This window comes from Candidatus Enterococcus testudinis (assembly GCF_002140915.1).
In the GTDB taxonomy this organism is placed as follows: Bacteria; Bacillota; Bacilli; order Lactobacillales; family Enterococcaceae; genus Enterococcus_D; species Enterococcus_D testudinis.
This window is the reverse complement of the sequence record NZ_NGKU01000001.1, coordinates 781,554-806,042: the sequence shown is the minus strand read 5'-3', so window position 1 is coordinate 806,042 and position 24,489 is coordinate 781,554. Positions and strand designations below refer to the sequence as shown.

The following is a 24,489-nucleotide window of genomic DNA, read 5'->3' as shown; positions in this document are numbered from 1 at the left end:
CATGCTATGAAGGGTTGGAGGGGATTATCATGCATACGTTACATAAACACAAATGGCCATTGCTATTCACTGGTGTGAGCATTATTTTATTCGTGCTGTTCTTTTTGATTCCAGCCATTTTAGGTTTGTATTACTCGTTAACAGACTACAAAGGGTTTGCTGAAGCAAACTTTATTGGTTTAGCAAACTATCAAGAATTATTTCGCGATGATAGTTTTTATAAAGCCTTGTTTCGTACATTTCGCTACGTGATTATATTGGTCCCAAGTATTTATGTGATTTCATTAGCCATCGCACTTTTATTGAATAGTGACTTAGCTAAAGGACGTTTCCTCGCCAAAATCATTTTCTTTCTGCCTTGGACGATTTCAGGTATTATTGCTGGGGTCATCTGGAAATGGTTATTCGGCGAAAACTTCGGCTTCATCAACTTTCTGTTAGAACAAAGCGGTCAACAAACCATTCCTTGGTTTACTGATTCCAATGCTGCCTTTTCCGTAATCATTTTGGCAGCCATTTGGGGTGGGACAGCCTTCAATATATTGCAATTTACCGCAGCATTAAAAAATATCCCCCGTTCCTTATATGAAGCAGCCGAAATCGATGGTGCGAGTTTTTGGAATAAATTGCGCTTTATTACGATTCCAATGCTGAAGCCAACCTCATTTATGGTGATTTTATTGGCATCCATTGGTTCCATGAAAGAGTTTGCGTTGGTCCAGTCTTTAACGAATGGTGGTCCTGGGACTGACAATATGTTTATCGTGCAGTATATCTATACCACCGGCTTTGACAAGATGCGTGTCGGCTACGCCAGTGCTGCATCTATGGTCCTCTTTGTCATTTTGTTGCTATTAGGCTTGGTACAAATGAAATTAGGAGGGGGTAAAAATGATGTCTAAACAAAATACCCTTAAAAAAGCACCGGCGAAAAAGTCAGCGATGTTCTTTCTGACGCTGGCGTTAGTCATCACTTCCTTGTTGTATGTATTCCCGCTCCTTTGGTTTTTACTCAGCGCATTCAAACCTGGTACCGAATTGTTTGCTTATCCATTAAACGTATTTCCAGAAAATCCAACAGTACAAAACTTTATTGACGCGTGGACAACCCTCGACTTCTTTCGTTATTTTAGCAATACTCTGATTTCAGCAGTTACGACAACTGTGTTAACCATATTAGCCAGTGCTGCCTGCGGCTATGCTTTCGCCAAATATGATGCCAAGTGGCTTCGTTTTTTCTTTATTTGTATTATCGCGACGACTATGCTGCCAACAGAAGTGATTATGAATCCCACATTTTCAGTGATTCGCGCGCTTGGTTTGTATGATAACTTACTGGGCATTATCATTCCTTCGATCAATACCGCAACTGGCATCTTTATGTTTCGGACATTCTTTGTTTCAGTGCCGAATGACTTGATTGAATCTGCTCGGATAGACGGCGCTTCAGATGGCACGATTTTTTTGAAAATCATGTTGCCCATCGCCAGTCCTATTATTATGACTTTAGGTATATTTTCTTTCCAATGGCGCTGGAATGATTATATTTGGCCATTGATCGTCTTGAATGATCCAAAGAAATATACGTTGCAAGTGGCGATTCGCAGTTTAGTTGGTGCAGAAAATATCAACTGGACGATTTTGATTGCAGCTTCCGTCATTTCGATCTTGCCGTTACTCTTGGTATTTTTGGCCTTTCAACGTTGGATTCTTGATAGTAATTTAGATAGTGGCATAAAATAAACGAAAACAACGTCACGCAAAGAGTGACGTTGTTTTCGTTTATTTTGAAAAATCTTTTCGAGACAGATAAACCGCAGTTAATATCCCCACCAGTATCGCCAAGCCAAAGACCAAAATCGTGCCTATCGTATTGTCTTTTCCTGGCAATCCCCCAGTATTGATGCCCCATAAACCAGCGATCAATGACGGGATAGCCACTACGAGTGCTGCTGAGTCCAAATATTTCATCAAATGGTTTAGATTATTATCCATCATATCTGAGAATAATCCGCCGATCGTTTCCAAAAGATCACGATAAATAGTGACCATTTTATTGGCAAATTTTTGACGTAATTTGATATCGTATACCAAAGGCTCATTATCCAAACGGTCAAGAAATGATTTATGCTCCATCAAGCGATCAACTGTATGATTTTGGTCCCTCAGCGTATGATCCAAATAGACCATATCCCGCTCAGTATCTGCAAGATTGAATAGTTCATTGTTTTCAGTCGTTTTACGCGCAGCTTCATCCAATTCGTCGATTCGGCGCTTCATATGTTGCAATCCTTTGATAAAGTGTGTGTAAATCATCAATGTTGCATAAGCGATGACGTCTTCAAAATGATCAATATCTTGTTCATGCTTCTCAATCAACCGCTCAATCAAATTGGAACGATCAGATGCATAAGTAATCATTAAGTCGTCTGCATAAATGAAGGTGATTGGTTCTAAGCGATCTTCAATACGCTCATTTGTCACTTCAGATAAGTCAATCAATGTATACAGCATTGGATGAGTCAGTTTGGTATTGCGTAGATGTTCTAAACGCGACACTTCTTCAGGTTCATTCGATCCGATAAAAATATCTTCAGGTAATTGATACCGATCCAACAATTCTCTTTGCTCATTCGGATCACTACCAGTGATCACAAGCCAATTGTAATCATCTTTTGTTGACTCAGTCACTTTCTTTTCCTCAATTTTATAATATCGAAACATTTTTCTCGCTCCTTTTTCCTTAAATACACTTCTATATCAACTATCTTACGGTTTTTCACATTTGTCAAAATAAATGTATTATGTTCATAAACTGAGCAAAAAAAAGCAAAAATAGAGCCTTTTAATGGACGATAATTTGATATCGTGAGAAACTTAATTTGGGCCAAATAAACTATTTCAAGGAGGAATTGTGTATGTTTCGTCATCAAAAAGAATTACAGTTTGAAGCTAACCCCGATAAGCCAAATCCGTTAATTGCGAAATACCTTCAAGAATTAATTGGTGGACAGTACGGAGAAATGAGTGTAGCCATGCAGTATTTGTTCCAAGGTTGGAGTTGTCGTGGCGAAGAAAAATATAAAGATATGCTGATGGATATTGCCACTGAAGAACTGGGACACGTTGAGATGTTGGCGACAATGGTTGCACGCTTACTGGATGATGCACCTGTAGAAGACCAAGAAGCTGCGATGAAAAAAGATCCTACGATTGGTGCAATCATTTCGGGTATGAATCCGCAGCAAGCCATCGTTGCTGGTTTAGGACCTCGTCCGGCAGACAGCATGGGTAATCCTTGGTCTGGCGGTTACATCATTGCCAGTGGAAATTTATTAGCTGACTTCCGCGCGAACTTAAATGCTGAATCTCAAGGACGTTTGCAAGTGGCAAGAATATATGAAATGATCGATGATCGCGGTGTGAAAGATTTATTGTCTGTTTTATTAGCCCGTGATAGTTATCATCAAAATCTTTGGGCAGCTGCTGTCAAAGAATTGGAAGAAAAAGAAGGATCCATTTTGGTACCTAGTACATTTGATCGCAAAAATGAACGCTTAGACATCGCCTATGATTTCTATAATTTCTCTGAAGGAGATCAAAGTAAAGATGGCCTATGGGCTTCTGGAAAAGCACTAGATGGTGAAGGTGAATACCAATGGTTGGATGAACCGAAAGTCGAAGGCAAAGCCCCGGATTTAAAACCTGTCACACCGAAAATGTACGGTACACCCCCTGTTAAATAGTCAGTAAGAGAATAGACAGAATAAGATGTATGACATGCCGATCAACAGTTTGGTCCTGGCATCTTCTACTATTTTTCTGTCTATTCTTTTTTGTCTGCTTGAGCAAAGTAATTTACATAAACGCAAAAAACATTGTAGAGTAATAATCATAATAAAAAAGGAGGAGTTATTTTATGAAAGCACCATTATTGACTTTGAATGACGGTCATTTACGTCCCGCTATCGGAATGGGGACATTTCAAATCCGCGGCGGTGAAGGATTGAATCAACTCCACGCAGCGATTGCGGATGGTTACCGTTTGTTTGACTCTTCAACCAATTACGACAATGAAGGCATCGTCGGCAAAGCGATTCAGCGTTCTGGCATCCCTCGCTCAGAATTCTTTATCTCTTCAAAACTTCCAGGAAAATATCATGACTATGAAGAAGCTTTATCAAGCATCCAAGAGTCCCTTGCACGAATGGAGCTTGATTATTTTGATGCTTTTTTGATCCACTGGCCCCTACCAAAGCGTGGCAAATATGTTGATGCTTGGAAAGCGCTAGTCACTGCACAAAAATTAGGCTTGATTCGCACAATTGGTGTGTCTAACTTTGAACCGGAACATTTAGACACGATCATAGACGCAACTGGGGTGACCCCTGCGTTGAATCAAATCGAGATCCATCCTTATTGGGTCCAAGAACGCATGGTTGCTGAAAATGAAAAACGCGGGATCCAAACGGAGGCTTGGAGTCCATTAGGCCGCGGGAGTGATGCAATCAAAGAACCTGTCATTCAGGCATTGGCTGAAAAGTATCAAAAGTCTGCAGGACAAATCATTTTACGTTGGCATATTGATCGTGGTATTTTGCCATTGCCAAAATCACGGAATTTGGCGCACCAACGGGAAAACCTGGCGATTTTTGATTTCTCATTGACCTCTGACGAAGTGAAGCAAATCAATGGGCTGAATAAAGAAGATGGTCGTATCGATGGCCAAGATCCGAATGAATATGAGGAATTTGAATAGATTATTTCGATTGGCGGCTTATCGCACTTTTAGACAAGAGTGCTTAAGTCGCTTCTTTTCCCATCCCTCTCGATATCTCTTATAATAGAAGTAACAATTCTTGAGGAGGAGATATGGATGAAATGGCGTGGGGGTAGACAAAGTGCCAATATCGATGATCGAACGGGGCGTTCATCTGGTTCTGGCGGGAAATTGGTTGCTGGCGGAGGAATTGGAACAGTGATCATCGCCGTACTATTTTTTCTTTTGAGCGGCGGTGACATTGGTTCCTTACCGGATGTACTTGGCGGCAGCAATCAAGCTGCAAATTACCAAACGGAAAATGTAGCCACAGATGCTTACACTGAAGAAAAAGAATTTTCCGCCGTCGTTTTTGGTCATTTAGAAGATTATTGGCAAGACGTGTTCCAAGAGCGACAAGAAGCTTATCAGGATCCAACGTTGGTTTTATTTACCGATAGTGTGCAATCTGCCTGCGGCTATGCAACCTCACAAGTGGGGCCCTTTTATTGTCCGGCAGATGAACATGTGTATCTTGACTTAAGTTTTGCCAATGAATTGGCGAGTAAATATGGCGCCAGTGGTGATTTCGCCATGGCCTATGTGATTGCCCATGAAGTGGGACATCATGTACAAAATGAATTGGGGATCACCCAGCAGCTAGAGAAAATTCGTCAACAAGTGTCTGATACTGAATATAATGAATACAGCGTCCGTCTTGAATTACAAGCTGACTATCTGGCAGGTACCTTTGCTAAATATCTAGCGGGCGAAACGTATCAAGGCCAACCCATTCTAGAAGCTGGTGATATTGAGGAAGCCATCACTGCTGCCAATGCGATCGGTGATGATACACTTCAAAAAGAATATCAAGGCTATGTCGTCCCTGATAGTTTTACCCATGGTACCTCGGCACAGCGGGTTGCATGGTTCAACCGCGGGTATCAATATGGCGATCTCAGTCATGGTGATACCTTCAAAGAAAATAATTTAGACTTGACTAATCAATAAAACAAAGACAGCTGCATGCATTTACCCAATCCTTTGGATAAATGAACTGCAGCTATCTTTATTCTTTCTTAATCTTTGTTCCATAAATCGTGGCTGCTTCGTCATACTTTTTTCACATTTGCGGTCTATTATATACATATACCAACAAACAACCCTAACACTTTTTCATTTTTACTCCTTGCCTGTCAGTCCCCGCTGACAGGCCCTTTTTTTTTACAAGTATTGCTGCATATATTTTCTACTCGTCTATAGTGTACGTTTCTTTGTGGACATATCCATTGATACAAATGATCTTTATTTCTTCATATTTTTACTATATCTTTGCCCATCTTTTTTCACATCTGCAGGCTATTATATACATATACCAACAAACAAACCCTAACACTTTTTCATTTTTACTCCTACCCCGTCAGTCCCCGCTGGCGGGGCTCCTTTTTGTTCATTGAGACTTCGGATTTCGTATAGTTCCTACTCAGGTAGAAATCGTTTTTCTCAATCCATACCATCGATGCATTGTTTCTTTATTTCTTCATATTTTTACTATATCTTTACCCATCTTTTTTCACATCTGCAGGCTATTATATACATATACCAACAAACAAACCCTAACACTTTTTCATTTTTACTCCTACCCCGCCAGTCCCCGCTGGCGGGGCTCCTTTTTGCAAAAAAAAGAAGCATCCTATACGAGGACACTTCTTTTATTAAAACGGATTATAAAAACGGCCGCCATTGACAAAGAAAAGACTGATACCAATCAGTACAATGCAGCCAGTCAACAGGATCGCAACAAAATCTTTTGCTTGTAACGGACGCGCTTTGAGCCATGTCCGTTTTTTGTGTTTCCCAAAACGGCGTAGTTCCATTGCTGCAGAGATATGATCGATCCGTTCTAAACTAGAAAAAATCAGCGGGATCGCAATTGCCAGATTTCCAGTGATTCGCTGTTTCAACGGTGCTTTTTTGGACAGCTCGACGCCTCTTGCTTGCTGTGCTTTGGCAATGGTACGAAAATCGTCTTGGATATCTGGAATATATCGCAGCGCTAATGCGACTGCATAAGCAATCTTGTAAGAAATTCCGATTCGATTGATACTGGCAGCCAATTCACTAGGATTCGTCGTAAAAAGGAATATCAAGCCTGGTGGAATGGTCACGATATATTTGATCAGTAGATTACATTCATAAAAGAGTTGTTCTTGCGTGATCGTATAACGACCGATTCCCTCCACCAATACATGTCTAGTCCCATAAATCGTTACACCATATTCCGGTGCAAACAGATACACAGCCACCAAATTCAAGACAGAGAAAAACACAATAAACTTAAGCACCAATGCGACATCACGATAACGAATGCCTGAAGCAGCGAAAAGATAGATGGATAATCCTCCCAATGCCAACAAAAAACGCGTATCATACGTCACCATTCCAATGACTGAGATCAGCAAAAAACAGATCAGTTTGGTCGTGCCGCTTAGCCGATGCAGCCATGTATCCCTAGCGACATACCCGATAAGATTATTTTCCATGACGCACCCCTTCACTCGCAATAAAGGCCGTGGTAAAGGCTGTTGGATGCGGGAGTTGATTGACTTTCGCCAGCATATAAAGACTGGTTTCTTGCAGATTTGCCACTTGCGTAATCGACGAGTCACCCAATACCTCAGCTGGGGTAGCATCAGCCAAGACTTTGCCATTGGCCAAAACGATCGTCCGTTGGGTATATTCCAACATTAAGTGCATGTCATGAGTGATCATGATGATCGTTAATCCTAATGCATTCAAAGACTGAATAAAGGTCATCATATCATGATAGTGCCGATAATCTTGCCCCGCAGTCGGCTCATCCAGCAAAATCAATTCTGGTTCTAGGACAAGAATCGCTGCAATCGCGGCCCGCCGCTTTTGCCCGTAGCTGAGGGCCGATAACGGCCAAGAACGATAGGGATACAACCCACAAATACGTAATGTCTCGTGGACTTTGTTTCGAATAACTGCTTCTTCTATGGATCGATTGCGCAGTCCTGAAGCCACTTCATCAAACAAGAAATTTTTTGACAACATTTGATTGCTGTTTTGCAAGACATAGCCGATTTTTTCGGCCCGTTCTTTGATTGAATCACCGGCCATGTCCTTTCCTTGCCAGGATAATTTCCCTGAGCTAGGAGTCAAAAAGCCAGTGATCAAGTGTGACAGGGTGGATTTACCAGCGCCATTGTGTCCGACTAAGCTGATCATTTCTCCTCGATGGATCGTAAAGTCGAGATGCGACAAGATCGGCTTGCCTGCTTCATACGCAAATGAAACATTGGCTGCTTGTAGCAGGGGCTCAGACAGTTTCTTTCCCTCAGAAGCTGGATAAAGAGCTTGAAATTGGCTGAGGGCTGTTTTGATTTCCGGCGAACTGAAGTGCGTGATCATTGTTAGATTTTGTGCTGGCAGCGGCAGGCCGATTTTTTTGCATGCCTTTATATAAAGGGGTTCACGAATGCCTACCTCTTGTAATAAACTACTCCGCAAGAGAGCATCCGGGGTAGTATCTGCCGCGATCATCCCTTCATCCATAACGATGATTCGATCGATAGGTGCCGCCAAGACTTCTTCTAATCGATGTTCGATGATAATCGCTGTAAACCCTTGTTCTTTATGCAATTGATCAATCATCTCAATAGCTGCGACACTGGTTTTGGGATCCAAATTAGCTAATGGTTCATCGAAAAGCAAAATAGGGGTTTCGTCGATCAAGACGCCCGCCATTGATACCCGCTGTTTTTGACCGCCGGATAAATCTTGTGGCCGTTTGTGTAGCTGATCGATCAAATCTGTTTTTTGCGCCCATGTTTGCAAAGCCTCTTCCATCACTGATTGACTTTTCTGCTCATTTTCTAATGAAAAAACTATATCTTCCGCCACTGTCAATCCAACAAATTGGCTATCGGTATCCTGCAACACCGTGCCCACTTGTAAAGACAAATCGTAAATCGACGCATGGCCAAAATGAGCTGAACCAATTTGCAAAGACCCTGTTGCTTTGCCCGGATCGTTTTGCGGAATCAAGCCATTCAAACATTTGCCCAATGTACTTTTTCCTGAACCGCTGGGTCCAATGATCAATATTTTTTCTCCAGCATAAATCGTTAGATCTATATGCTTCAAAGTTGGCTCAGATTGGGCATCGTATTGAAATGAAAAATCGTTGAATTGAATGATTTTTTGTTTCATTTTTTATTCTTCACACATTTCTATAAATTAAGATTCCTTACTTAAGCTGCCTTTTTTGGTTTTGGTTTGGGCGTAGGCTTTTAGCAGGATCACTCCGATTATCCCAGTTACAATGGCATTGGTCAATCCCGCAATGATCCCTTGGGTAAATACTTTGTTGGCTGCTTCAGCATAGATCAAAATATCACCGACGGGAGCGATGATCACCCAGACGATCAAATTGGCAATCGTTTCGCCAATCAGAAATGTTTTGATCTCTTTTGACCCAAAAATACCTGCTTGGATCGGAATCCAGCGTGTCAACAGACCGAAGAAAACGCCTAAGATACCTGAGGCGATGATCCAAGACCACCAAGCACCATAGGTCGTCAAATCACCTAATGCGTGGCCGATAAAACCAGCGAGTCCAGCAACGATTGGCCCATACACCACGCCTAGCAAAGCCAAAAATGGATAGGCTGTTGCAATATCTGTGTTAGGGAATCCTGTAGGAATCGTGACAAAACGCTTCAGAATAAAGAAAACTGCTGCACCAATACCGATTGCGACGATGTGCTTAACTGTAAATTGTGATTTTTTCATATTGCTCATTTCTCCTTTTTGATTGTGATTTTCCACTCAGTTCCAGTGCCTATGTTGAATGTTTCTGCAAATGACGCCAAGTTCAAGCCAAGACCAACGTGTAATAATGAATTGATATAAAGGACAGGTGCCAAAGGACTGACTTGCGCAAAAGACCGACCAAATGCGACTGTTTCTTGATAATAGATGGTTTCGTGATGGGTGATGGTCACTTCTAATCGATCACCATAAGCGACGTGCCATGCATGAAAAAAGGAAGAAGGAATATTCGTCCATAAAGACCCAAAGCGGATATCTAAGATATCGATGGTACCGTGAATGCTTGTTTCATATTGTATCGGTTTTTCAATTGAGAACGTAGTGATCGATGCTGGATCTGCTGGGCTGCCAATCGATGCAAACGCCGCTTGACCACTTGCAAGCCAAGCACCATTATAGACATAGACATCTCGACCATGAAAGGTATGGCTTTCAGATGAACCCGCTAAGCGCTCAGTCTCTTCATCGATGACCCGCAACGCTTCAATACCGAGATATGCCGCTGCGTGTGTCAATGTTCCATTATCTGGTGTGATGATCACCTGCCCCGTCTGCAACTTAGCCACTACACTGCAGCGCTGGGAACCGACACCGGGATCAACAACGGAAACAAATACTGTACCTGCTGGCCAATACGCCACACTTTGCCATAAACGATAACTGGCATCATAGATTTGGTACGGTGTGATCTCATGGGTCAAGTCATTGATGATAAGTCCAGGATCCACTTGATAAGCCACACCATACATCGCATTGACCGCCCCATCTTGTAAGCCAAAATCTGTTTGCAATACTAATTTATGCACATAGAACCTCCTCACACTTCGATTCAAACAAATGTGTATCCGCGGGATTTCCCAATCATTCTGAAAAAAAAAAAAAACACCCCTAGCTTTCACTAAGGGCATTTACCTGCGGTACCACCTTACATTGCAGAATCATATAGATCCTGCCTCAATCAGTACCCGATCATTGACGGAGACTGCTGCTTGTTAACGGGGCTGCCGTATTTTCCTCATTTCAGTCAGAAAATCCGCTCCAAAGTCATGTTCAAATCATTCATTGCCGTTCCTTCTCACCTGCCGGAACTCTCTGAGAGACAACTACCTTGATTTTACTTTCTTTTTCATCGCGTTTACATTTTGTTTCATTAAAATTACCAAAGTGTTTCTCATTTGTCAATCATTATTTTCTATTGTTTGCAGTTGCGTTTTCTTCTTGCATTTCCCTTCCAAAAGAGGTATCGTTTTGATAGGCGGAAGTGGCGGAATGGCAGACGCGCACGCTTCAGGCGCGTGTGAGATTATCTCGTGTGGGTTCAACTCCCATCTTCCGCATCTTACCCACCATTGGATTGGTGGGCTTTTTTTATGTCAAACCCCCTTTTATCGAATGGTAAAAGGGGGTTTTTGTTGATGCTGTCTACTCACTGACGGATGCGGTTCTGAAAAAGAAATACGCACCGTAAGCTGGATATTGGATATCTTTGATTTTTGATTTGATCAAGTAATTAGAAGCGCTTTGATACAAAGGGACTTGTGCTGCATCTTGCGTCAATAAAATATCTTCAGCTGCTTTGTAGTCTTCAAATACTTTATCAGGATCATTGGCATCGACTGTGCGGGCATTTTCGGTCAGCGTTGTATAAGCCTCACTATCGTAGCCGCCGTAATTGTAAGAAGAACCATTCTTGTACAAGTTAAAATATGAATCCAAGTCACTGCTACCGGCAATCCAACCAGATACAGATAGTTCATAATCTCCATCTGAGCGGGATTGATTCAAGTTGGTACGTGGCTGTTTGTTGATCGTGATCGTCAGCCCGGGCAGATTTTCTTGTAATTGGCTCTGCAAGTATTCACCAATCTTTTGTCCATTGTCATCATCCGTCACCAATAACTTCAGCGCTATCTGATCGCCAATCTCAGACTGGGCTTTATCCCATTCCTCTTGCGCCGCTGTCGAATCAAATTGATTGTACTCGCCACTATACGCACGGAAATCTTCATTTGTATTTGGGTTTGCATACAAGCCGCTTGGAATCAGCCCATTCAATGGTTTCGCACCATCATTCAAAACATCGTTCGCCAAGCTGTCTTTATCGATTGCCAACGAAATCGCTTTACGGACATGCACATTGGCTAGTGCTTCATTGGCTTGCTTATTGAAATCAAGGAAGTAGTTGGCGATATCATTGTGGGTCACCAACTGGTCATTGTCTTGGTATTGTTGCACATATAAACCGCTGATTTTTTGGATATCCAATTCATCACTTTCGAATAATTGAATACCGGTATTTTCCTCTTTGATCGTTGATCCGTTGATCTCATCTAATTTGACAACATCTTTGTCATAGTAATCATCATTTTTGATCATGGTCCATTCGGCCCCTGTTTGTTGCCAATCGGTCAGCGCGAACGGTCCTGAATAAAGCAAATCGTCACTCGTTTTGGCATAGTTATCGCCTTCTTCTTCCACAAAGGCTTGATTTTGCGGTGCCAACCAGCCAATAGATACAACCGATAGGAAGGAAGCTTGCGGTTGGTCCAGTTGTACAACAAATGTTTGATCGTCTGGCGTTTCTAAGCCAATCGTATCGATTGATGCATTGCCTTCACGAATGTCTTTGCTGTTAACTACATTATCCAACAAATATGCATTCGGGCCCATCGTGGCAGGATCTACTAATTTTTTCCAGGCATAAGCAAAATCTGCAGAAGTGATTTTCTCTCCATTACTCCATTTGGCATCTTCACGAATCGTGAACGTATAGGTTTTGCCATCTTCACTGATATCTACACCTTCAGCCAAACCTGGTACCGGTTGACTGTCTTCATCAAAGCGGTACAACCCTTCGAACAAATGTTGAATGACAGTAAATGTCACCTTATCCGTGGTTTGAGTTGTATCTAATGTCGTCAATTCTGCGGGCAAACTCACAGAAATCGTTTGTGCTGCAGCTGTAGCATCTCCCGCTGCAGATGATTCATTCGTAGTCCCAGTTGTCGAACAACCTGCCAAAGTTAGTGTGATCAAGCCTGTTGATACCAATAATCCTTTTTTCCAATTCATTTTTCCAGTTCCTCCTCAAATCTTTCCAATTTGTTGAATAGCTATCTCATGAAAAGTCAATGATTGAAGCGCCGATAAAAAAAATCCCCATCCCTTTGCTCATCAAAAACTGACAAACAAAGGGACGAGAATTTCGTGTTACCACCCTTCTTCGTGTTATTTCATATAACACCTCAACGGTACGTACGCATACCCGGCAGGATAACGGCTGCTTGCCGTTTGACCGGCGTGAACCAGTCAAATCACTCAGAGCTCATCTTCACATCTTTGCCCATTCCCCTTTCTCACCATCCGGGGTCTCTTGCAACAGGCGCCAAAGCTACTCTTCTCTTCAACGTGCAGGATCTTCAATTTCTTGTTCATTTCATGATTGCTTTAAAGTATACTATTGCACGCAAATGATGTCAATGTGATTTGAGAAAATTCTGATAGTTCGGTCATTGATCTTCTTTCTTGCATTATCGGCAGCGATTGCATAGGATAGATGAAAGAGACTTGATAGATACCTATTTGAGGAGGTTTTTTGATGAAATTAGCGGAAGCATTGTTACTGCGGCGTGATTTAGAAAATCGTTTACACATTTTACGTACCGAAATCACTGGCAGCGTCTTAGTCCAAGAGGGTGACACATTGGATCGAAGTGTATCCGATTTATTGGCTGACTATCAACAAGGGAGTCAACAATTAGATGAGATTGCCCGCCAGATCAATCATACCAATGCCCATACAACGATAGTGGAGAGCAGCCTGTTGGTAGTGGATGCCCTCTCCCAACGAGAACGCTTGCGCCAAAGCCATGCATTGTATACACAAATGCTAGATGCCGCCAAAGCCGGTCCACGAATGGGACGTAATGAGATTCGCTATGTCAGGACCATTGATACCAAAGAAATCACCAAATTACTGAACCAAACAGCACAACAATTGCGAGAGATCGACGGGCAAATCCAACAGACCAATTGGTTGACAGATCTATCACAATAAACAGCTTGGGTGGGATGTCAAAGGCGAGCACACAGCAGGTACAGGCTTATATGTACACCATGGACGTCTGGCAGGGGCGATTTGTCAGCAATGACTGCTTAGCCATTACAAGTGTATCCATTATTGATTATTGTTAAACGACCACGTGCTGATTTGACGGTTGGGAATCCTCTTTATCTTGATTGATCAAGATGAAGAGGTGTTTTTTTGTAAAAAATCCTCTCTAAATCCCATTACAACTCATGGGGGGTTAGAGAGGATATCTGAATTATTGATTCACTCGTTGGGCAAAAAAGTCATGCCCTTTGTCACTATCCGCAAAGTCATCCATCAGCTGCTGCAGTTTGCTGGCTGTTTCATTTGCGCCAAATAAAGGACTGCCAGGTTCCAGCATGATGCCGTTGGCTAAAGGTCCAATCACCAGAGGGGTAAAGCCGAAGTCTTCAATGATGCGGGCGACTTTTTCCACCGCTTCTGGCTGGTCGCCGGCGACAGCGATTGCTTTTCTTTCAGTATCTATACTATAAGAAGACACCGCTTGTATATCATGGTACCCCATATGATTGAAGGCTTTGACCACTTGACTGTCTGAGAAATACGCTTGGACCCGCTCTGAAGAAGTAGCGTCAATGGTTGAAAAAACTTTGTCTTTACCGTCCACTTCCCACCAATAGTTCATCGCATCGATAATGATTTTGCCTTTCAAAGCAATGGGGGGTAATTCTTGGTATTTGCTTAATGGAATCGCTAAAACGATGATGTCTGTTTCTGCAATCATTTCCTCAGCTGACAACGGTTTGGCGCCGGGTGCCAAAATTGACACGGGCAAGGCCAATTGTTCTGCAGGTTTTCGGCTGGCAATCAGCACTTCGTAGCCTGACTGGGCACCGATATTGGCCAAAGCTAAGCCCAATTTGCCAGCACCCAGTATACCGATCGTTTGCTTAGCCATGTTGACCACCAACTTGTAATAATTCTTTCACACGAGGAATGACTTTGGTACCATACAATTCAATCGTCCGGAAGCGGTCTTTTTGTAATTGTCCACCGGTCCCGTAAACCAAATCAAAGCGCTCTACACCAACTTGCGGCATCATCCGAGCAATTTTTTGGGCAACAGTTTCTGGGCTGCCGACATAATAGGAACCATGTTCGACTTCAAAATCAAAACGTTCTTTGCTCATCGCTGGCCAACCACGGTCCAAGCCAATTTTATCCATACTCTTCTTGATATAATGCCAACCGATCTCGTAAGCTTCTTCATCGGTATCAGCAATCACCCCATGAGAATGCATGCCCACAGGTAAAATCGGTTGCCCCAACTGTTGCGCTGCTTTTTTGTACAAATCGACATACGGCGCAAAACGGGCAGGTTCGCCACCAATAATCGCCAACATCACTGGAAATCCATAACGGACCGCACGGATGATCGATTCTGGTGTCCCACCAACGCCCACATAGGTATCTAACTGATGACCTTCAATTTTTGGAAAGACTTCTGCTTGCTGCAACGATTGCGTCAACTTCCCTTCCCAAGTCAAAGGCGTACCCTTTCTTAGTTCACTGAACAGCGCGGTTTTCTCTTCAAATAGCGCTTCATAATCCTGCAAGTCATAACCGAATAATGGGAACGACTCTGTAAAAGAACCTCGCCCTAACATGATTTGTGCACGGCCATTGGACAGAGCGTCCACCGTCGCAAACCTTTCATAGACTCTGACTGGATCATCTGAACTTAGCACGGTTACACCCGTACCTAGTTTGATGCGCTTCGTAACCATCGCTAACGCAGCCAAGACTGTGTCTGGGCTGGAGATAGAATACTCTTCTCGATGATGTTCGCCCAAAGCGATGACATCGATACCAGATGCATCCGCCAATTGTCCTTCTGCCACGATATTGCGTAAAGATGCCGCATAACTTAGTCTTTGGCCTGTCGTATCATCGAAAGCCAAATCACCAAATGTATCTAGTCCAAATTCTACTGCCTTGCTGTTGATCGTCATATTGATTTCCTCATTTCTCAATTCTTCTCTATCCTTACTATAGCAATAAATGTATGTGCGGGCGAATAATATGCTTACTTTTTGTAAGAATGAAGAAAGCAAAAAAAACTCCCCTTCTTTAAAAGGGAAGTTTTGCTATGGATTCGTAGAAAGAAAAATATCCTTACGGGCAAGGTTTAACAAGCATTCTTCCAGATACGCTGCATCATGTTCTGGATAAATTGGCTGCGTGAGGGCGACTGCTTGGACCTCTATTTCTGACGGCAGATTTTTGCCCCGATAACTGGGATCATGCCATTCAGGTGCCGGTCGATAGCCTCGTCTCTCCATTTCCGCCATGATCAATTCATGGTATTGATAAAGTTTATAAGGTGGATGGGTAAACACATAATCCACTGTCGCATGTTTCTTGCCCCAACCGGCACCTCGCAAAGCAGCTGCTTCACGGTGTTGCCCTAATAATTGTTGGCGAGGCAAAGAGCCAATCAAAGCTTCATGCCATAAACGCATCCTTCAATCTCCTTTCGTCCTAGTCCTTCGGGTGGCTTATTGATTGTCGATGACGATTTTGCCTACTGCATGGTGGGTCTCGCTGAGGGCATGCGCATCATAAATGCCTTGTGCCGTTAATGGGAATGTTGCACCAATCACACTTTTGACATCGCCTGCTTCAATCAGAGCGGCAATTTCTTTCAATTGTTCGCCATTGGTTCTCAACCAAATCGCTTTGGCCATGATTTCTTTTTCTTTGCCAGCTTCTTCATCTTCAACACTGAGAATCGTAATCAGACGACCTTTGGGTTTCAACACGGTATAGCTTTTGCGCTGTACGTCTCCTCCCATGGTATCAAAGACTAAATCGATCGCTGACAATGTCGTTTCGAAATCAGTGGTATGATAATCAATGACTTCATCAGCCCCTAAAGAACGCAATAGTTCATGGTTGCGTGGACTTGCAGTGGTGATGACATATGCGCCCGCTGCTTTGGCCATCTGGATAGCATAGGTTCCCACACCACCAGCACCTGCATGGATCAAGACTTTCTCACCAGCTTCTAAATGACCGTGTTCGAACAATGCTTGATAAGCAGTCAAGCCTGCTAACGGTACCGCTGCAGCTTCTGCAAATGTTTGATTTTCTGGTTTGAAAGCGGCCAATGTTGCATCCACGATCGCATAATCAGCATAGGTACCAAATGGTGTCGTATCCGGGCGCGCATAAACGGCATCCCCAACTTTGAAAGTTGTCACAGCTGATCCGATTTCAACCACTTCTCCAGCAACGTCCCAGCCAAGAATAATTGGGAATTGCCATGGAAACATTTGTTTCAAATAACCTTCTCGCAACTTCCAGTCGATGGGATTAATCGATGTTGCCGCTGTTTTGACCAAGATTTGATCAGCCTCTAACGCGGGCAGTGTTACGTTTGCTTCTACTAATTCTTCTTTGCCACCATAGGCATTGATAACGATTGCTCTTGTGTTCATTGATTGTTCCACTCCTTATTCACTGACAAAAATAAACTAGATCTATATTCATTCTTGTCTTTGTACCATAAGGGTAGTGATAAAGAAACATTTTGACAAACGATTTGATTGAGGATGAGAGAATATTTGCTGTTTTTTAACAAAACTACTAGTTAATTTTGCTATTGATTTTCACATTGATTTTTTTGTTGCCTTTTCAATCTAAATCAGCTAATCTACTCAAGAAATAAAAAAAACAATTGAAAGAGGGAATTGAAGCATTGAAAAGGTTGTGGGTATTTTTTGGCGGAATCGTTGGTGTTTTGTCGTTATTGTTGATTGCAACGACAGTCCTTTCGAAGGAATCAGGTGCGGTGTCTTCTACTGATCCTAATTCGCTGATCATTTATAATTGGGGAGAATATATCGATCCTGATTTGATAGAGAAATTTGAAGCTGAGAGTGGTTACTCGGTGATCTATAATACATTTGATTCAAATGAAGCAATGGAAACGAAAGTCAAACAAGGCGGAACGCGCTACGATTTGATTTTCCCAAGTGAATCGATCATTCCAAAAATGATTGAAGAAGGACTATTGTTGCCTTTGGATCATAGCAAATTGACAGGTACAGAAGATTTGTCTGCTTTTTTGATGGATCAAGCCTTTGATCCTGACAATACCTATTCTATCCCGTATTTTTGGGGTACGATCGGCATCATGGTCAATACGGATGAAATTGATCCTACGTTGATCAAGGGCTGGTCAGATTTATGGAATCCAGCTTTCAAAAATGATATTTTGATGGTCGATGGCGCCAGAGAAACACTGGGCTTGGCATTGCAAGTATTGGGTGATTCTCAAAATGAACAAGATCCTGCCGCATTGGCAGCAGCTGTTGAGAAATTGGCGGATCTGCGGCCGAATGTCAAAGCCGTTCTAACCGATGAAATCAAAACATTGATGATCAACAACGACGCTCCTATCGGCATTGGCTACTCAGGCGATGCGGCTTATGTCATGGCTGAAAATCCAGCCGTTCGTTACGTAGTACCAAACGATGGCGGTGCCATTTGGACTGATAATTTTGCGATTCCAAAAACAGCTGGCAACCAAGCTGGGGCGTATGCCTTCATCAACTTTATGCTGCGACCAGAAAATGCCGCGCAAAATGCTGAATATGTCGGCTATGCTACGCCTAGTGAAGCAGCCAAAGCCATGCTGCCGCGTGCGTTGACTCAAGACAAAGCCTTTTATCCTGATCCTAGTGCAATGGATCTCATGGAACATTATGAATATTTAGGAAAAGATACCGTAGAACGCTACAATGATTTTTTCTTAGAATGGAAGTTGGGATTATAAATGGCGCTATTATTGACGTCTAATTTTATTTTTGATACCGAGAGCCAGACGACTTTTTCTGGCTACTTGTTGATTGAGGGTCATCGAATCATTGACCGTGGACAAAGGGATCAATTGCCACAAACACTGCCTCATGATACAGAAATCATTGATCTAAACGATCAAATGGTTATTCCTGGTCTGATTGATGCCCATGTGCACTTCTATTTATCGGCGCTTCTTCATCAAGGAGCCTTGACCCATATCACTGGTTTGACAGAAGAAGCGGTTGCCTGCCAGGTGCCGTTGATTCCTGTCAAACATGGCTGGAAAATTGGGATTGGCTGGTTCAGCAGTGATTTTGGTCAACAAGTTTATCCAACAAAAGCCAGCATCGATCATTACTGTTCAGATATCCCCGTCATGTTGATTGCCGGCGATGCCCACAGTATTTGGTTAAATAGTCGCGCTATCGAGGTCCTTGGGATCACACCGGATCGTTTGCCCCAAGGGATCAGCGGCGAAGCATTGATGGAAAACAATCGTTTAACGGGATGTTTTTTAGAAGCAATCGCCATTCATTACTTAGCGGAGGTCTTGCATGTCTTTCAACTTGAAAGTCCAGCTGCGTTTCTTGCCTATATGCAGCAACTCAATCAATATGGCATCACAACGATTGGAGACGTCGCATTGACTGGGGAAAGCTGGGATGATCTAGTCTACCCAGCTTTATACAACAAAACGGAATCAGCGGCCACTGTGCGGACAGTCTTCTACCCTGCGATGCGGGAAGATACCCGTTTGCTAGAAGAATGCTACCAACGTTTCCGTTCTGAAAAAGTACAAATGGGCGGTGTCAAACAATTCTTTGATGGTGTGACCAGTACCCATACGGCTTTTTTGAAAGAGCGTTATGAAACACCTTATTTTGATGGCGATGTTGGCATGCCATTGATTGATGTTGAACGCATGCGGCAGTTGATCTTGACTGCCAATCAACAGGATTGGCCGATGCGGATCCATACGATCGGTGACCGCGCCATCCAGCAAGCACTGCGCTATTACCAAGAAAGTGCTGCCCTTTATCCACTATCTGCTGGCAAATACAATACTTTAGAACATTTAGAAGTGATGGATGCAGCCGATTTGCCTTTAGTCGAACAAGAACAATTGGTTCTGTCTGTTCAACCTAGCCATTTGCTAGTCGGTTGGGAAACCCTAGATGAAGAAGTCGGTGAAAAACGGGCACAACAAATGTTTCCCTTTCGCTCTTTCTTGCAGCAAGGGGCAACGCTCGCATTCGGTACAGATACACCAGTGGTCATTGATGTCACTCCATTGGATTCTATCTATTATGCTGTGGCCCGCAGCGAAAAAAATGGCCAGCCAGCCGGCGGGTTGATGCCGACAGAAAAGATTTCCATTGCTGATGCATTATATGCCCATACCGCAGGTGCTGCCAAAGCGTTGAGCCGTCAAGATATTGGTGGTCTTGAGGTAGGTCAATTGGCGGATATTTGTATTTTGTCTGAGAATATTTTGTCCTTGTCTCCCGAAGAATTGCTAGAGGTGAAAGTAGCAGCAACCATTTTTGATGGTCAATTTGTGGTTAGGAATACGTAGCCTGTATTGATAGAACAAAAAGGAGCCTAAAAGGCTCCTTTTTGTATAGTGTTATTTTGTTTCATTCTTTGCTAGCCCATTTTGCTCGATCACTTGCTGATACCAAGCGAAACTATCTTTTTTCTTACGAGCCAAAGTGCCGGTACCATCATCATATTTATCTACAAAGATGATGCCATAACGTTTTTTCATTTCACCGGTCGATGCACTGACGATGTCAACCGCACTCCAAATCGTATAACCAATCAAATCAACACCGTCTTCAATGGCTTTATCCATTTCTGCAATATGTTTTTGTAAATAATCGATGCGGTATTGATCATGGATCTGACCGTCTGCCGCAACTTCTTCTGAGACACCAATCCCATTTTCAACGATCATCAATGGCAATTGATAGCGGTCGTAAATGTCATTCAAGGCGATACGCAAACCTACTGGATCAATCATGGCATTCCACTCGGTCTGCTCTAAATAAGGATTATTGACGCCTGAACCGCCAATCATGCTATGGCCATTCTTGGTAACATTCTCATCTGCAGAGACACAAAGGGTCAAGTAATAACTAAAGGTGTAATAATCGACCGTTCCTTTGGCAAGAATGTCTTGATCCTCTGGCGCAAATGCGATAGAGAAACCATTATCTGCAAAGTATTTTTTGGCGTAATACGGATATTTACCCGTCACTTGAACATCTCCGCAAAATTTAGAATGCATATTTTCTTCTTGTTTTGCCAACAAGACATCATTAGGATGGCAGGTATATGGATAGCGCGGCATATATGAAATCATACAGCCCACTTGTAATGCTGGAAACTGTTCGTGGGCATAAGCTACGACTTTGGCACTGGCGACAAATTGGTGATGCAATGCTTGGTAGCGCAATTGCATATTGTCTGGTTGATCAATAAAAGACGACGCGCCGACTTGCAAACCAAGTGACAAAAAATTACCGATCGATAAAGTCGCAGTATTGATTTCATTGAAGGTGATCCAGTATTTGACTTTCTCATGATATCTATCAAATAAGACTGTCGCATAACGGGTATAAAAGTCAATGACTTCGCGGCTGCCCCAACCATTGTAGACTTCACTCAAGTGCGCTGGCACATCAAAATGGGCAATGGTAACGATCGGCTCGATGCCATACTTGCGACAAGCATCGAATACGCGGTCATAAAAGGCCAGGCCTGCGTCATTTGGAGTTTCATCATTGCCATTTGGGAAAATTCGCGTCCAGTTGATCGACATCCGAAATGCTTTGAAACCTGCCTCAGCAAACAGAGCGATATCTTCTTCATAATGATGATAAAAATCAGTTGCTTCATGACTTGGGTATAAACGGTCCTCTTCGATTGTTGGCGTGATCTGACGAGAGGTTGTGAGGCTGCCGCCACTAATCAAATCAGCACATGCCAATCCTTTGCCTCCCTCATTATAGCCGCCTTCATATTGATTGGCAGCAGAAGCGCCGCCCCATAAAAATCCTTTTGGAAAACTCATCTTGATTTTGTCCTTCCTTTCTCATCGATGTGCTTAAAACACAGCAAGCAAGTGGTCCCCTGCTTGGATCTCTTGATGTGCAGCCAATGGTACGACATCCAAAAAGTTCATCGTATTCGTGACAGTGATCATGACTGTATCTTCATAACCAGCTGCGGCAATTTTAGCAGAATCAAAATGCAGCAATGCTTGACCTGTTGTAAAGGTATCTCCATCATTGACTTGTCGACTAAAGCCATCGCCTTGCATATTGACTGTATCGATACCAATATGGATCAATAATTCAATCCCATCATTACTCGTAATACCAATTGCATGGTTCCCTGGAAATACAGCAGAAACTTTTCCAGAAAAAGGGGCAGCAATCGTGTCGTCTTGCGGTTTTACTGCAACACCTTTCCCTAAAGCCAACGAAGCGAAGGCTTGATCATTGGTTTCAGCCAAAGGAATGGCCACACCTTGCAATGGAGAGAATACGATTTTTTCAACGGCCGCTTGTTGACCCGCTTCTGCATCTTCAGCAGATGTATCGCTTTGAGCTGTTGTTGTTTCTGGAACAATAGCAACGTTATTGTTAGGAAAATCACTGTCTTTGACCACGAACCATGTATACGCAAAGGCAATCGCAAACGTGATCAGCGAACCGATAGTTGCATGCAAGACATTGCTGTAAGAAGGCAGTGCGACAAAGGAAGCAATGACCACTGGGGTATTGATTTTCATCAATCCAAAATACAGGCCACCAACAGCACCACCTAGAATCATACCGACGATTGGTTTTTTCAAGCGTAGTGTTACCCCGTATAAGGCAGGCTCAGAAACACCCATCAATGCAGTGATCGCTGATGAAAAGCTGACTTGTTTGAATTCTGGATCTTTGGCTTTGATTCCCGCTGCTAAACAGATTGCTGCTTCAGCTGCTAATCCTAACAACATTCCTGGAACGATCAAATCATCGTAGCCGTAGGTAGCAAGTGAGGTCAAAAGAATCGGTGTCAGCGTGGTATGCATGCCTGTCATTACCAATAATTGCGCAAAAGCACCCATGAACAAGACAGCCAATGGACCAAAATTATTCGTCAAGAAATTTAGGAATTGTGAGACATAATTCCCAATCGTTACACCTAAAGGTCCAATAAGCAATAATGCAAATGGCGTGATCACGATAATCGCAATCAAAGGACGTAAGATAAATTTGACGCTGTTCGGCAAAATCCGATCTGCAAAACGGTAGACATACGACATCAACCAGACTGTCAACAAGACAGGTAAAACAGATGCATTATAACTGACATTTGGCACAGTTAGGCCAAACAAAGTGATGCCGCCTTCTTGACTCAATAAGGCTGTCAAACCGGGCATTACGAAAATTCCACCGACATAACTACCTAAGAAAGGATCGATTTTCAAACGCTTGGCTACAGAATTCCCTAAATAAACAGGAATAAAGAAGAACGCTGCTTGAGATACTTGATATAAGACAAGATACGTATCATCCGTTGCTGCCAAAATGCCTGATAATTCTAATAAAGATAACACAACTTGCAACATCCCGCCTGCTGCGATAATCGCGATCATTGGTGTGAAACAACCTGCAATAAAGTCCAATAAGCGAGAAACGACTGAATTGCTGTTTGATGATGTATCCGTAGTAGATTCTGTATTTGGCAGTTGCGCATAGACACTAGAGACATCTGGTCCAATAATCACTTGATATTGGCCATTGCCTTGTACTAACCCAGTCACACCTTTTAACTGTTTGATGCCTTCGCTGTCGGCTTTCTTATCATCAGCTAAAGTAAATCGTAACCGTGTCGCACAATGGGTCACATGCTGAATATTTTTACCACCACCGACTTTTTCATAAATATCATTGGCTAATTGTTTATAATCCATGATTTTTCTCCTTCTCTCCTTGCTCCGTCAATTTCTGGATATGGAGGGATAAATAAATTTCTTCGTTTTCTGAAATAGTAATATCATAGGTATTTTTGATATAGATCTTGATTTTGGACACACAATGAAAAGCTTGCGGATACATCTTCTCGATTTGTTGATATAAAGAAGATTCTTCATATCCAGGCATTGTATGGTTGATCACATTTTGCGCAAAATAATGCAAATGGGTCACAAACCGAGAATAGTGAAAACTATTTTCGTCAAAATTTTGCTTATATTCATATTTAACGATCGTCAGTACATCTTCGATAAACTTGGCGATTCGATTGGTGACAGTCATGTCTTTCTTTTGTGACTGTACATTAACGAAATGCAGAGCAATCGATATCGCTTCTTCTGTCGGTACATCGATGGCCAATTCTTGTTCCAATAATTGCACAGCATAGACACCAATCGCATATTCATCCGGATAAAAGCGTCTTACGTCCCATTGCAGCGGACTATGAAAAGTCATGTGCTGCTTGATCCGATGTACCGTGAAATCGATATGGTCCAATAACGTCAAATAAATATAATCACTGATCGCTAACTGATAATTCTGTTTTGCATAGGCCACGATTTTTGCCACGATCGCCACATAACGGGGATCACATTTCCCTAATTGATAGCTGAAATGCTCCAACATCGCATGGGTATCAAGCACAAAGATTTTTTCAAAGTCTTGCTCTTCCACATCATCTCCTACTTTTTTATTGAAGCTGATGCCTGTCGAAAAGCCGATGATTTCGTTGCTGCCTTTTTTCAATAAGACAACATTGTTGTTTAGAAATTTTTTGATTTTCATGGTTTCCTCCAAAATTGACGCATAAAAAAACCCCATACTCCGCCCTTGGCAGAATATGAGGTTTGCCTGCTTAGCCAGTAACACGCCTCTTGGTTACAGCACATCTGTAACCGTTCTCTTATTTACATGGCTATAAT

21 protein-coding genes, 1 tRNA gene and 1 other annotated feature are annotated in these 24,489 nt (G+C 42.6%); of the genes, 9 read left to right on the top strand and 13 right to left on the bottom strand.

Annotation, left to right across the window (positions count from 1 at the left end; all coding sequences use genetic code 11):
• Window positions 1-29: 29 nt before the first annotated feature.
• Together A5886_RS03905 and A5886_RS03900 are read left to right on the top strand one after the other, a co-directional pair.
• Window positions 30-902: a carbohydrate ABC transporter permease gene (locus A5886_RS03905; RefSeq protein ID WP_086273728.1), complete on the top strand. Its 873-nt coding sequence runs from the start codon at window positions 30-32 to the stop codon at window positions 900-902.
• On the top strand, window positions 892-1,743 hold the full coding sequence (locus A5886_RS03900; protein ID WP_256926139.1) for a carbohydrate ABC transporter permease: 852 nt from the start codon (window positions 892-894) through the stop codon (window positions 1,741-1,743). The genes A5886_RS03905 and A5886_RS03900 overlap by 11 nt, the downstream gene beginning before the upstream one ends.
• Before the next feature lie 39 nt (window positions 1,744-1,782).
• On the opposite strand, the gene A5886_RS03895 is transcribed toward A5886_RS03900, so the two are convergent.
• The gene (locus A5886_RS03895) at window positions 1,783-2,724 is read right to left on the bottom strand and encodes a magnesium transporter CorA family protein (RefSeq protein ID WP_086273727.1); all 942 of its coding nucleotides are present in this window, start codon (window positions 2,722-2,724) and stop codon (window positions 1,783-1,785) included.
• Between the two features lie 194 nt (window positions 2,725-2,918).
• Here A5886_RS03895 and A5886_RS03890 point away from each other — a divergent pair, with 194 nt between their 5' ends.
• The 3 genes from A5886_RS03890 to ypfJ all read left to right on the top strand — a co-directional run bounded on the left by A5886_RS03890 (window position 2,919) and on the right by ypfJ (window position 5,770).
• Complete coding sequence (locus tag A5886_RS03890; RefSeq protein WP_086273726.1) at window positions 2,919-3,746, top strand: manganese catalase; 828 nt, start codon at window positions 2,919-2,921, stop codon at window positions 3,744-3,746.
• 173 nt (window positions 3,747-3,919) lie between these two features.
• Window positions 3,920-4,759, top strand: a complete 840-nt coding sequence (locus A5886_RS03885; protein WP_086273725.1) for an aldo/keto reductase — start codon at window positions 3,920-3,922, stop codon at window positions 4,757-4,759.
• Window positions 4,760-4,876: 117 nt separating this feature from the next.
• A complete protein-coding gene (ypfJ, locus tag A5886_RS03880; protein WP_086273724.1) occupies window positions 4,877-5,770 on the top strand; it encodes a KPN_02809 family neutral zinc metallopeptidase in 894 nt (297 codons plus the stop codon).
• Window positions 5,771-6,474: 704 nt separating this feature from the next.
• Here the strand turns inward: ypfJ and A5886_RS03875 are convergent.
• The 4 genes from A5886_RS03875 to A5886_RS03860 are packed head-to-tail and all read right to left on the bottom strand — an operon-like array spanning window position 6,475 to window position 10,422.
• The gene (locus A5886_RS03875; RefSeq protein ID WP_086273723.1) at window positions 6,475-7,302 is read right to left on the bottom strand and encodes an energy-coupling factor transporter transmembrane component T family protein; all 828 of its coding nucleotides are present in this window, start codon (window positions 7,300-7,302) and stop codon (window positions 6,475-6,477) included.
• Window positions 7,292-8,995 carry an ABC transporter ATP-binding protein gene (locus tag A5886_RS03870; protein ID WP_086273722.1) on the bottom strand — a complete coding sequence of 568 codons (1,704 nt, stop codon included), beginning with the start codon at window positions 8,993-8,995 and terminating at the stop codon, window positions 7,292-7,294. Before A5886_RS03870 ends, A5886_RS03875 begins: the two co-directional genes overlap by 11 nt.
• 27 nt (window positions 8,996-9,022) lie before the next feature.
• Window positions 9,023-9,577, bottom strand: coding sequence for an ECF-type riboflavin transporter substrate-binding protein (locus A5886_RS03865; RefSeq protein ID WP_086273721.1), 555 nt, complete (start codon window positions 9,575-9,577; stop codon window positions 9,023-9,025).
• A 5-nt stretch (window positions 9,578-9,582) separates the two neighbouring features.
• Window positions 9,583-10,422 carry an SAM hydrolase/SAM-dependent halogenase family protein gene (locus A5886_RS03860; protein ID WP_256926138.1) on the bottom strand — a complete coding sequence of 280 codons (840 nt, stop codon included), beginning with the start codon at window positions 10,420-10,422 and terminating at the stop codon, window positions 9,583-9,585.
• Window positions 10,423-10,513: 91 nt separating this feature from the next.
• Window positions 10,514-10,755 (bottom strand) — a binding site (T-box leader).
• Window positions 10,756-10,871: 116 nt separating this feature from the next.
• On the opposite strand from A5886_RS03860, the gene A5886_RS03855 reads away from it, so the two are divergent.
• Window positions 10,872-10,953 (top strand) — tRNA-Leu (locus tag A5886_RS03855).
• A gap of 85 nt (window positions 10,954-11,038) precedes the next feature.
• Here A5886_RS03855 and A5886_RS03850 read toward each other — a convergent pair.
• Complete coding sequence (locus tag A5886_RS03850) at window positions 11,039-12,688, bottom strand: peptide ABC transporter substrate-binding protein (protein ID WP_086273719.1); 1,650 nt, start codon at window positions 12,686-12,688, stop codon at window positions 11,039-11,041.
• Window positions 12,689-13,214: 526 nt separating this feature from the next.
• Between A5886_RS03850 and A5886_RS03845 the strand changes: the two genes are divergently transcribed.
• On the top strand, window positions 13,215-13,673 hold the full coding sequence (locus A5886_RS03845; RefSeq protein WP_086273718.1) for a DIP1984 family protein: 459 nt from the start codon (window positions 13,215-13,217) through the stop codon (window positions 13,671-13,673).
• Window positions 13,674-13,941: 268 nt separating this feature from the next.
• On the opposite strand, the gene A5886_RS03840 is transcribed toward A5886_RS03845, so the two are convergent.
• The 4 genes from A5886_RS03840 to A5886_RS03825 all read right to left on the bottom strand — a co-directional run bounded on the left by A5886_RS03840 (window position 13,942) and on the right by A5886_RS03825 (window position 17,167).
• A complete protein-coding gene (locus A5886_RS03840) occupies window positions 13,942-14,625 on the bottom strand; it encodes an NADPH-dependent F420 reductase (protein WP_086273717.1) in 684 nt (227 codons plus the stop codon).
• Window positions 14,618-15,679 (bottom strand): LLM class flavin-dependent oxidoreductase, encoded by a 1,062-nt coding sequence (locus tag A5886_RS03835; protein ID WP_086273716.1) that lies wholly within the window; start codon window positions 15,677-15,679, stop codon window positions 14,618-14,620. Before A5886_RS03835 ends, A5886_RS03840 begins: the two co-directional genes overlap by 8 nt.
• 135 nt (window positions 15,680-15,814) lie before the next feature.
• Window positions 15,815-16,189, bottom strand: a complete 375-nt coding sequence (locus A5886_RS03830; RefSeq protein WP_086273715.1) for a TIGR02328 family protein — start codon at window positions 16,187-16,189, stop codon at window positions 15,815-15,817.
• A 36-nt stretch (window positions 16,190-16,225) separates the two neighbouring features.
• Window positions 16,226-17,167 carry an NADP-dependent oxidoreductase gene (locus tag A5886_RS03825; RefSeq protein ID WP_086273714.1) on the bottom strand — a complete coding sequence of 314 codons (942 nt, stop codon included), beginning with the start codon at window positions 17,165-17,167 and terminating at the stop codon, window positions 16,226-16,228.
• Window positions 17,168-17,427: 260 nt separating this feature from the next.
• Here A5886_RS03825 and A5886_RS03820 point away from each other — a divergent pair, with 260 nt between their 5' ends.
• Together A5886_RS03820 and A5886_RS03815 are read left to right on the top strand one after the other, a co-directional pair.
• Entirely contained in the window at window positions 17,428-18,507 is a 1,080-nt protein-coding gene (locus A5886_RS03820; protein ID WP_086273713.1) for an ABC transporter substrate-binding protein, read from the top strand.
• Window positions 18,508-20,109 (top strand): amidohydrolase, encoded by a 1,602-nt coding sequence (locus A5886_RS03815; RefSeq protein WP_086273712.1) that lies wholly within the window; start codon window positions 18,508-18,510, stop codon window positions 20,107-20,109.
• Between the two features lie 51 nt (window positions 20,110-20,160).
• Here the strand turns inward: A5886_RS03815 and A5886_RS03810 are convergent, their stop codons facing one another.
• The 3 genes from A5886_RS03810 to A5886_RS03800 are packed head-to-tail and all read right to left on the bottom strand — an operon-like array spanning window position 20,161 to window position 24,352.
• On the bottom strand, window positions 20,161-21,609 hold the full coding sequence (locus A5886_RS03810; RefSeq protein ID WP_086273711.1) for a glycoside hydrolase family 1 protein: 1,449 nt from the start codon (window positions 21,607-21,609) through the stop codon (window positions 20,161-20,163).
• 33 nt (window positions 21,610-21,642) lie between these two features.
• The gene (locus tag A5886_RS03805) at window positions 21,643-23,505 is read right to left on the bottom strand and encodes a beta-glucoside-specific PTS transporter subunit IIABC (protein ID WP_086273710.1); all 1,863 of its coding nucleotides are present in this window, start codon (window positions 23,503-23,505) and stop codon (window positions 21,643-21,645) included.
• Entirely contained in the window at window positions 23,495-24,352 is an 858-nt protein-coding gene (locus tag A5886_RS03800) for a PRD domain-containing protein (protein ID WP_086273709.1), read from the bottom strand. The genes A5886_RS03805 and A5886_RS03800 overlap by 11 nt, the downstream gene beginning before the upstream one ends.
• Window positions 24,353-24,489 lie beyond the last annotated feature (137 nt).

Excerpts from the sequence above, each read along its gene's own strand:
- A5886_RS03800 (WP_086273709.1), bottom strand. The coding sequence starts at position 24,352 with ATGAAAATCAAAAAATTTCTAAACAACAATGTTGTCTTATTGAAAAAA.
- A5886_RS03865 (WP_086273721.1), bottom strand. The coding sequence starts at position 9,577 with ATGAAAAAATCACAATTTACAGTTAAGCACATCGTCGCAATCGGTATT.
- A5886_RS03830 (WP_086273715.1), bottom strand. The coding sequence starts at position 16,189 with ATGCGTTTATGGCATGAAGCTTTGATTGGCTCTTTGCCTCGCCAACAA.
- A5886_RS03810 (WP_086273711.1), bottom strand. The coding sequence starts at position 21,609 with ATGAGTTTTCCAAAAGGATTTTTATGGGGCGGCGCTTCTGCTGCCAAT.
- ypfJ (WP_086273724.1), top strand. The coding sequence starts at position 4,877 with ATGAAATGGCGTGGGGGTAGACAAAGTGCCAATATCGATGATCGAACG.
- A5886_RS03905 (WP_086273728.1), top strand. The coding sequence starts at position 30 with ATGCATACGTTACATAAACACAAATGGCCATTGCTATTCACTGGTGTG.
- A5886_RS03835 (WP_086273716.1), bottom strand. The coding sequence starts at position 15,679 with ATGACGATCAACAGCAAGGCAGTAGAATTTGGACTAGATACATTTGGT.
- A5886_RS03885 (WP_086273725.1), top strand. The coding sequence starts at position 3,920 with ATGAAAGCACCATTATTGACTTTGAATGACGGTCATTTACGTCCCGCT.
- A5886_RS03815 (WP_086273712.1), top strand. The coding sequence starts at position 18,508 with ATGGCGCTATTATTGACGTCTAATTTTATTTTTGATACCGAGAGCCAG.
- A5886_RS03850 (WP_086273719.1), bottom strand. The coding sequence starts at position 12,688 with ATGAATTGGAAAAAAGGATTATTGGTATCAACAGGCTTGATCACACTA.
- A5886_RS03870 (WP_086273722.1), bottom strand. The coding sequence starts at position 8,995 with ATGAAACAAAAAATCATTCAATTCAACGATTTTTCATTTCAATACGAT.
- A5886_RS03890 (WP_086273726.1), top strand. The coding sequence starts at position 2,919 with ATGTTTCGTCATCAAAAAGAATTACAGTTTGAAGCTAACCCCGATAAG.
- A5886_RS03805 (WP_086273710.1), bottom strand. The coding sequence starts at position 23,505 with ATGGATTATAAACAATTAGCCAATGATATTTATGAAAAAGTCGGTGGT.
- A5886_RS03875 (WP_086273723.1), bottom strand. The coding sequence starts at position 7,302 with ATGGAAAATAATCTTATCGGGTATGTCGCTAGGGATACATGGCTGCAT.
- A5886_RS03845 (WP_086273718.1), top strand. The coding sequence starts at position 13,215 with ATGAAATTAGCGGAAGCATTGTTACTGCGGCGTGATTTAGAAAATCGT.
- A5886_RS03895 (WP_086273727.1), bottom strand. The coding sequence starts at position 2,724 with ATGTTTCGATATTATAAAATTGAGGAAAAGAAAGTGACTGAGTCAACA.
- A5886_RS03900 (WP_256926139.1), top strand. The coding sequence starts at position 892 with ATGATGTCTAAACAAAATACCCTTAAAAAAGCACCGGCGAAAAAGTCA.
- A5886_RS03840 (WP_086273717.1), bottom strand. The coding sequence starts at position 14,625 with ATGGCTAAGCAAACGATCGGTATACTGGGTGCTGGCAAATTGGGCTTA.
- A5886_RS03825 (WP_086273714.1), bottom strand. The coding sequence starts at position 17,167 with ATGAACACAAGAGCAATCGTTATCAATGCCTATGGTGGCAAAGAAGAA.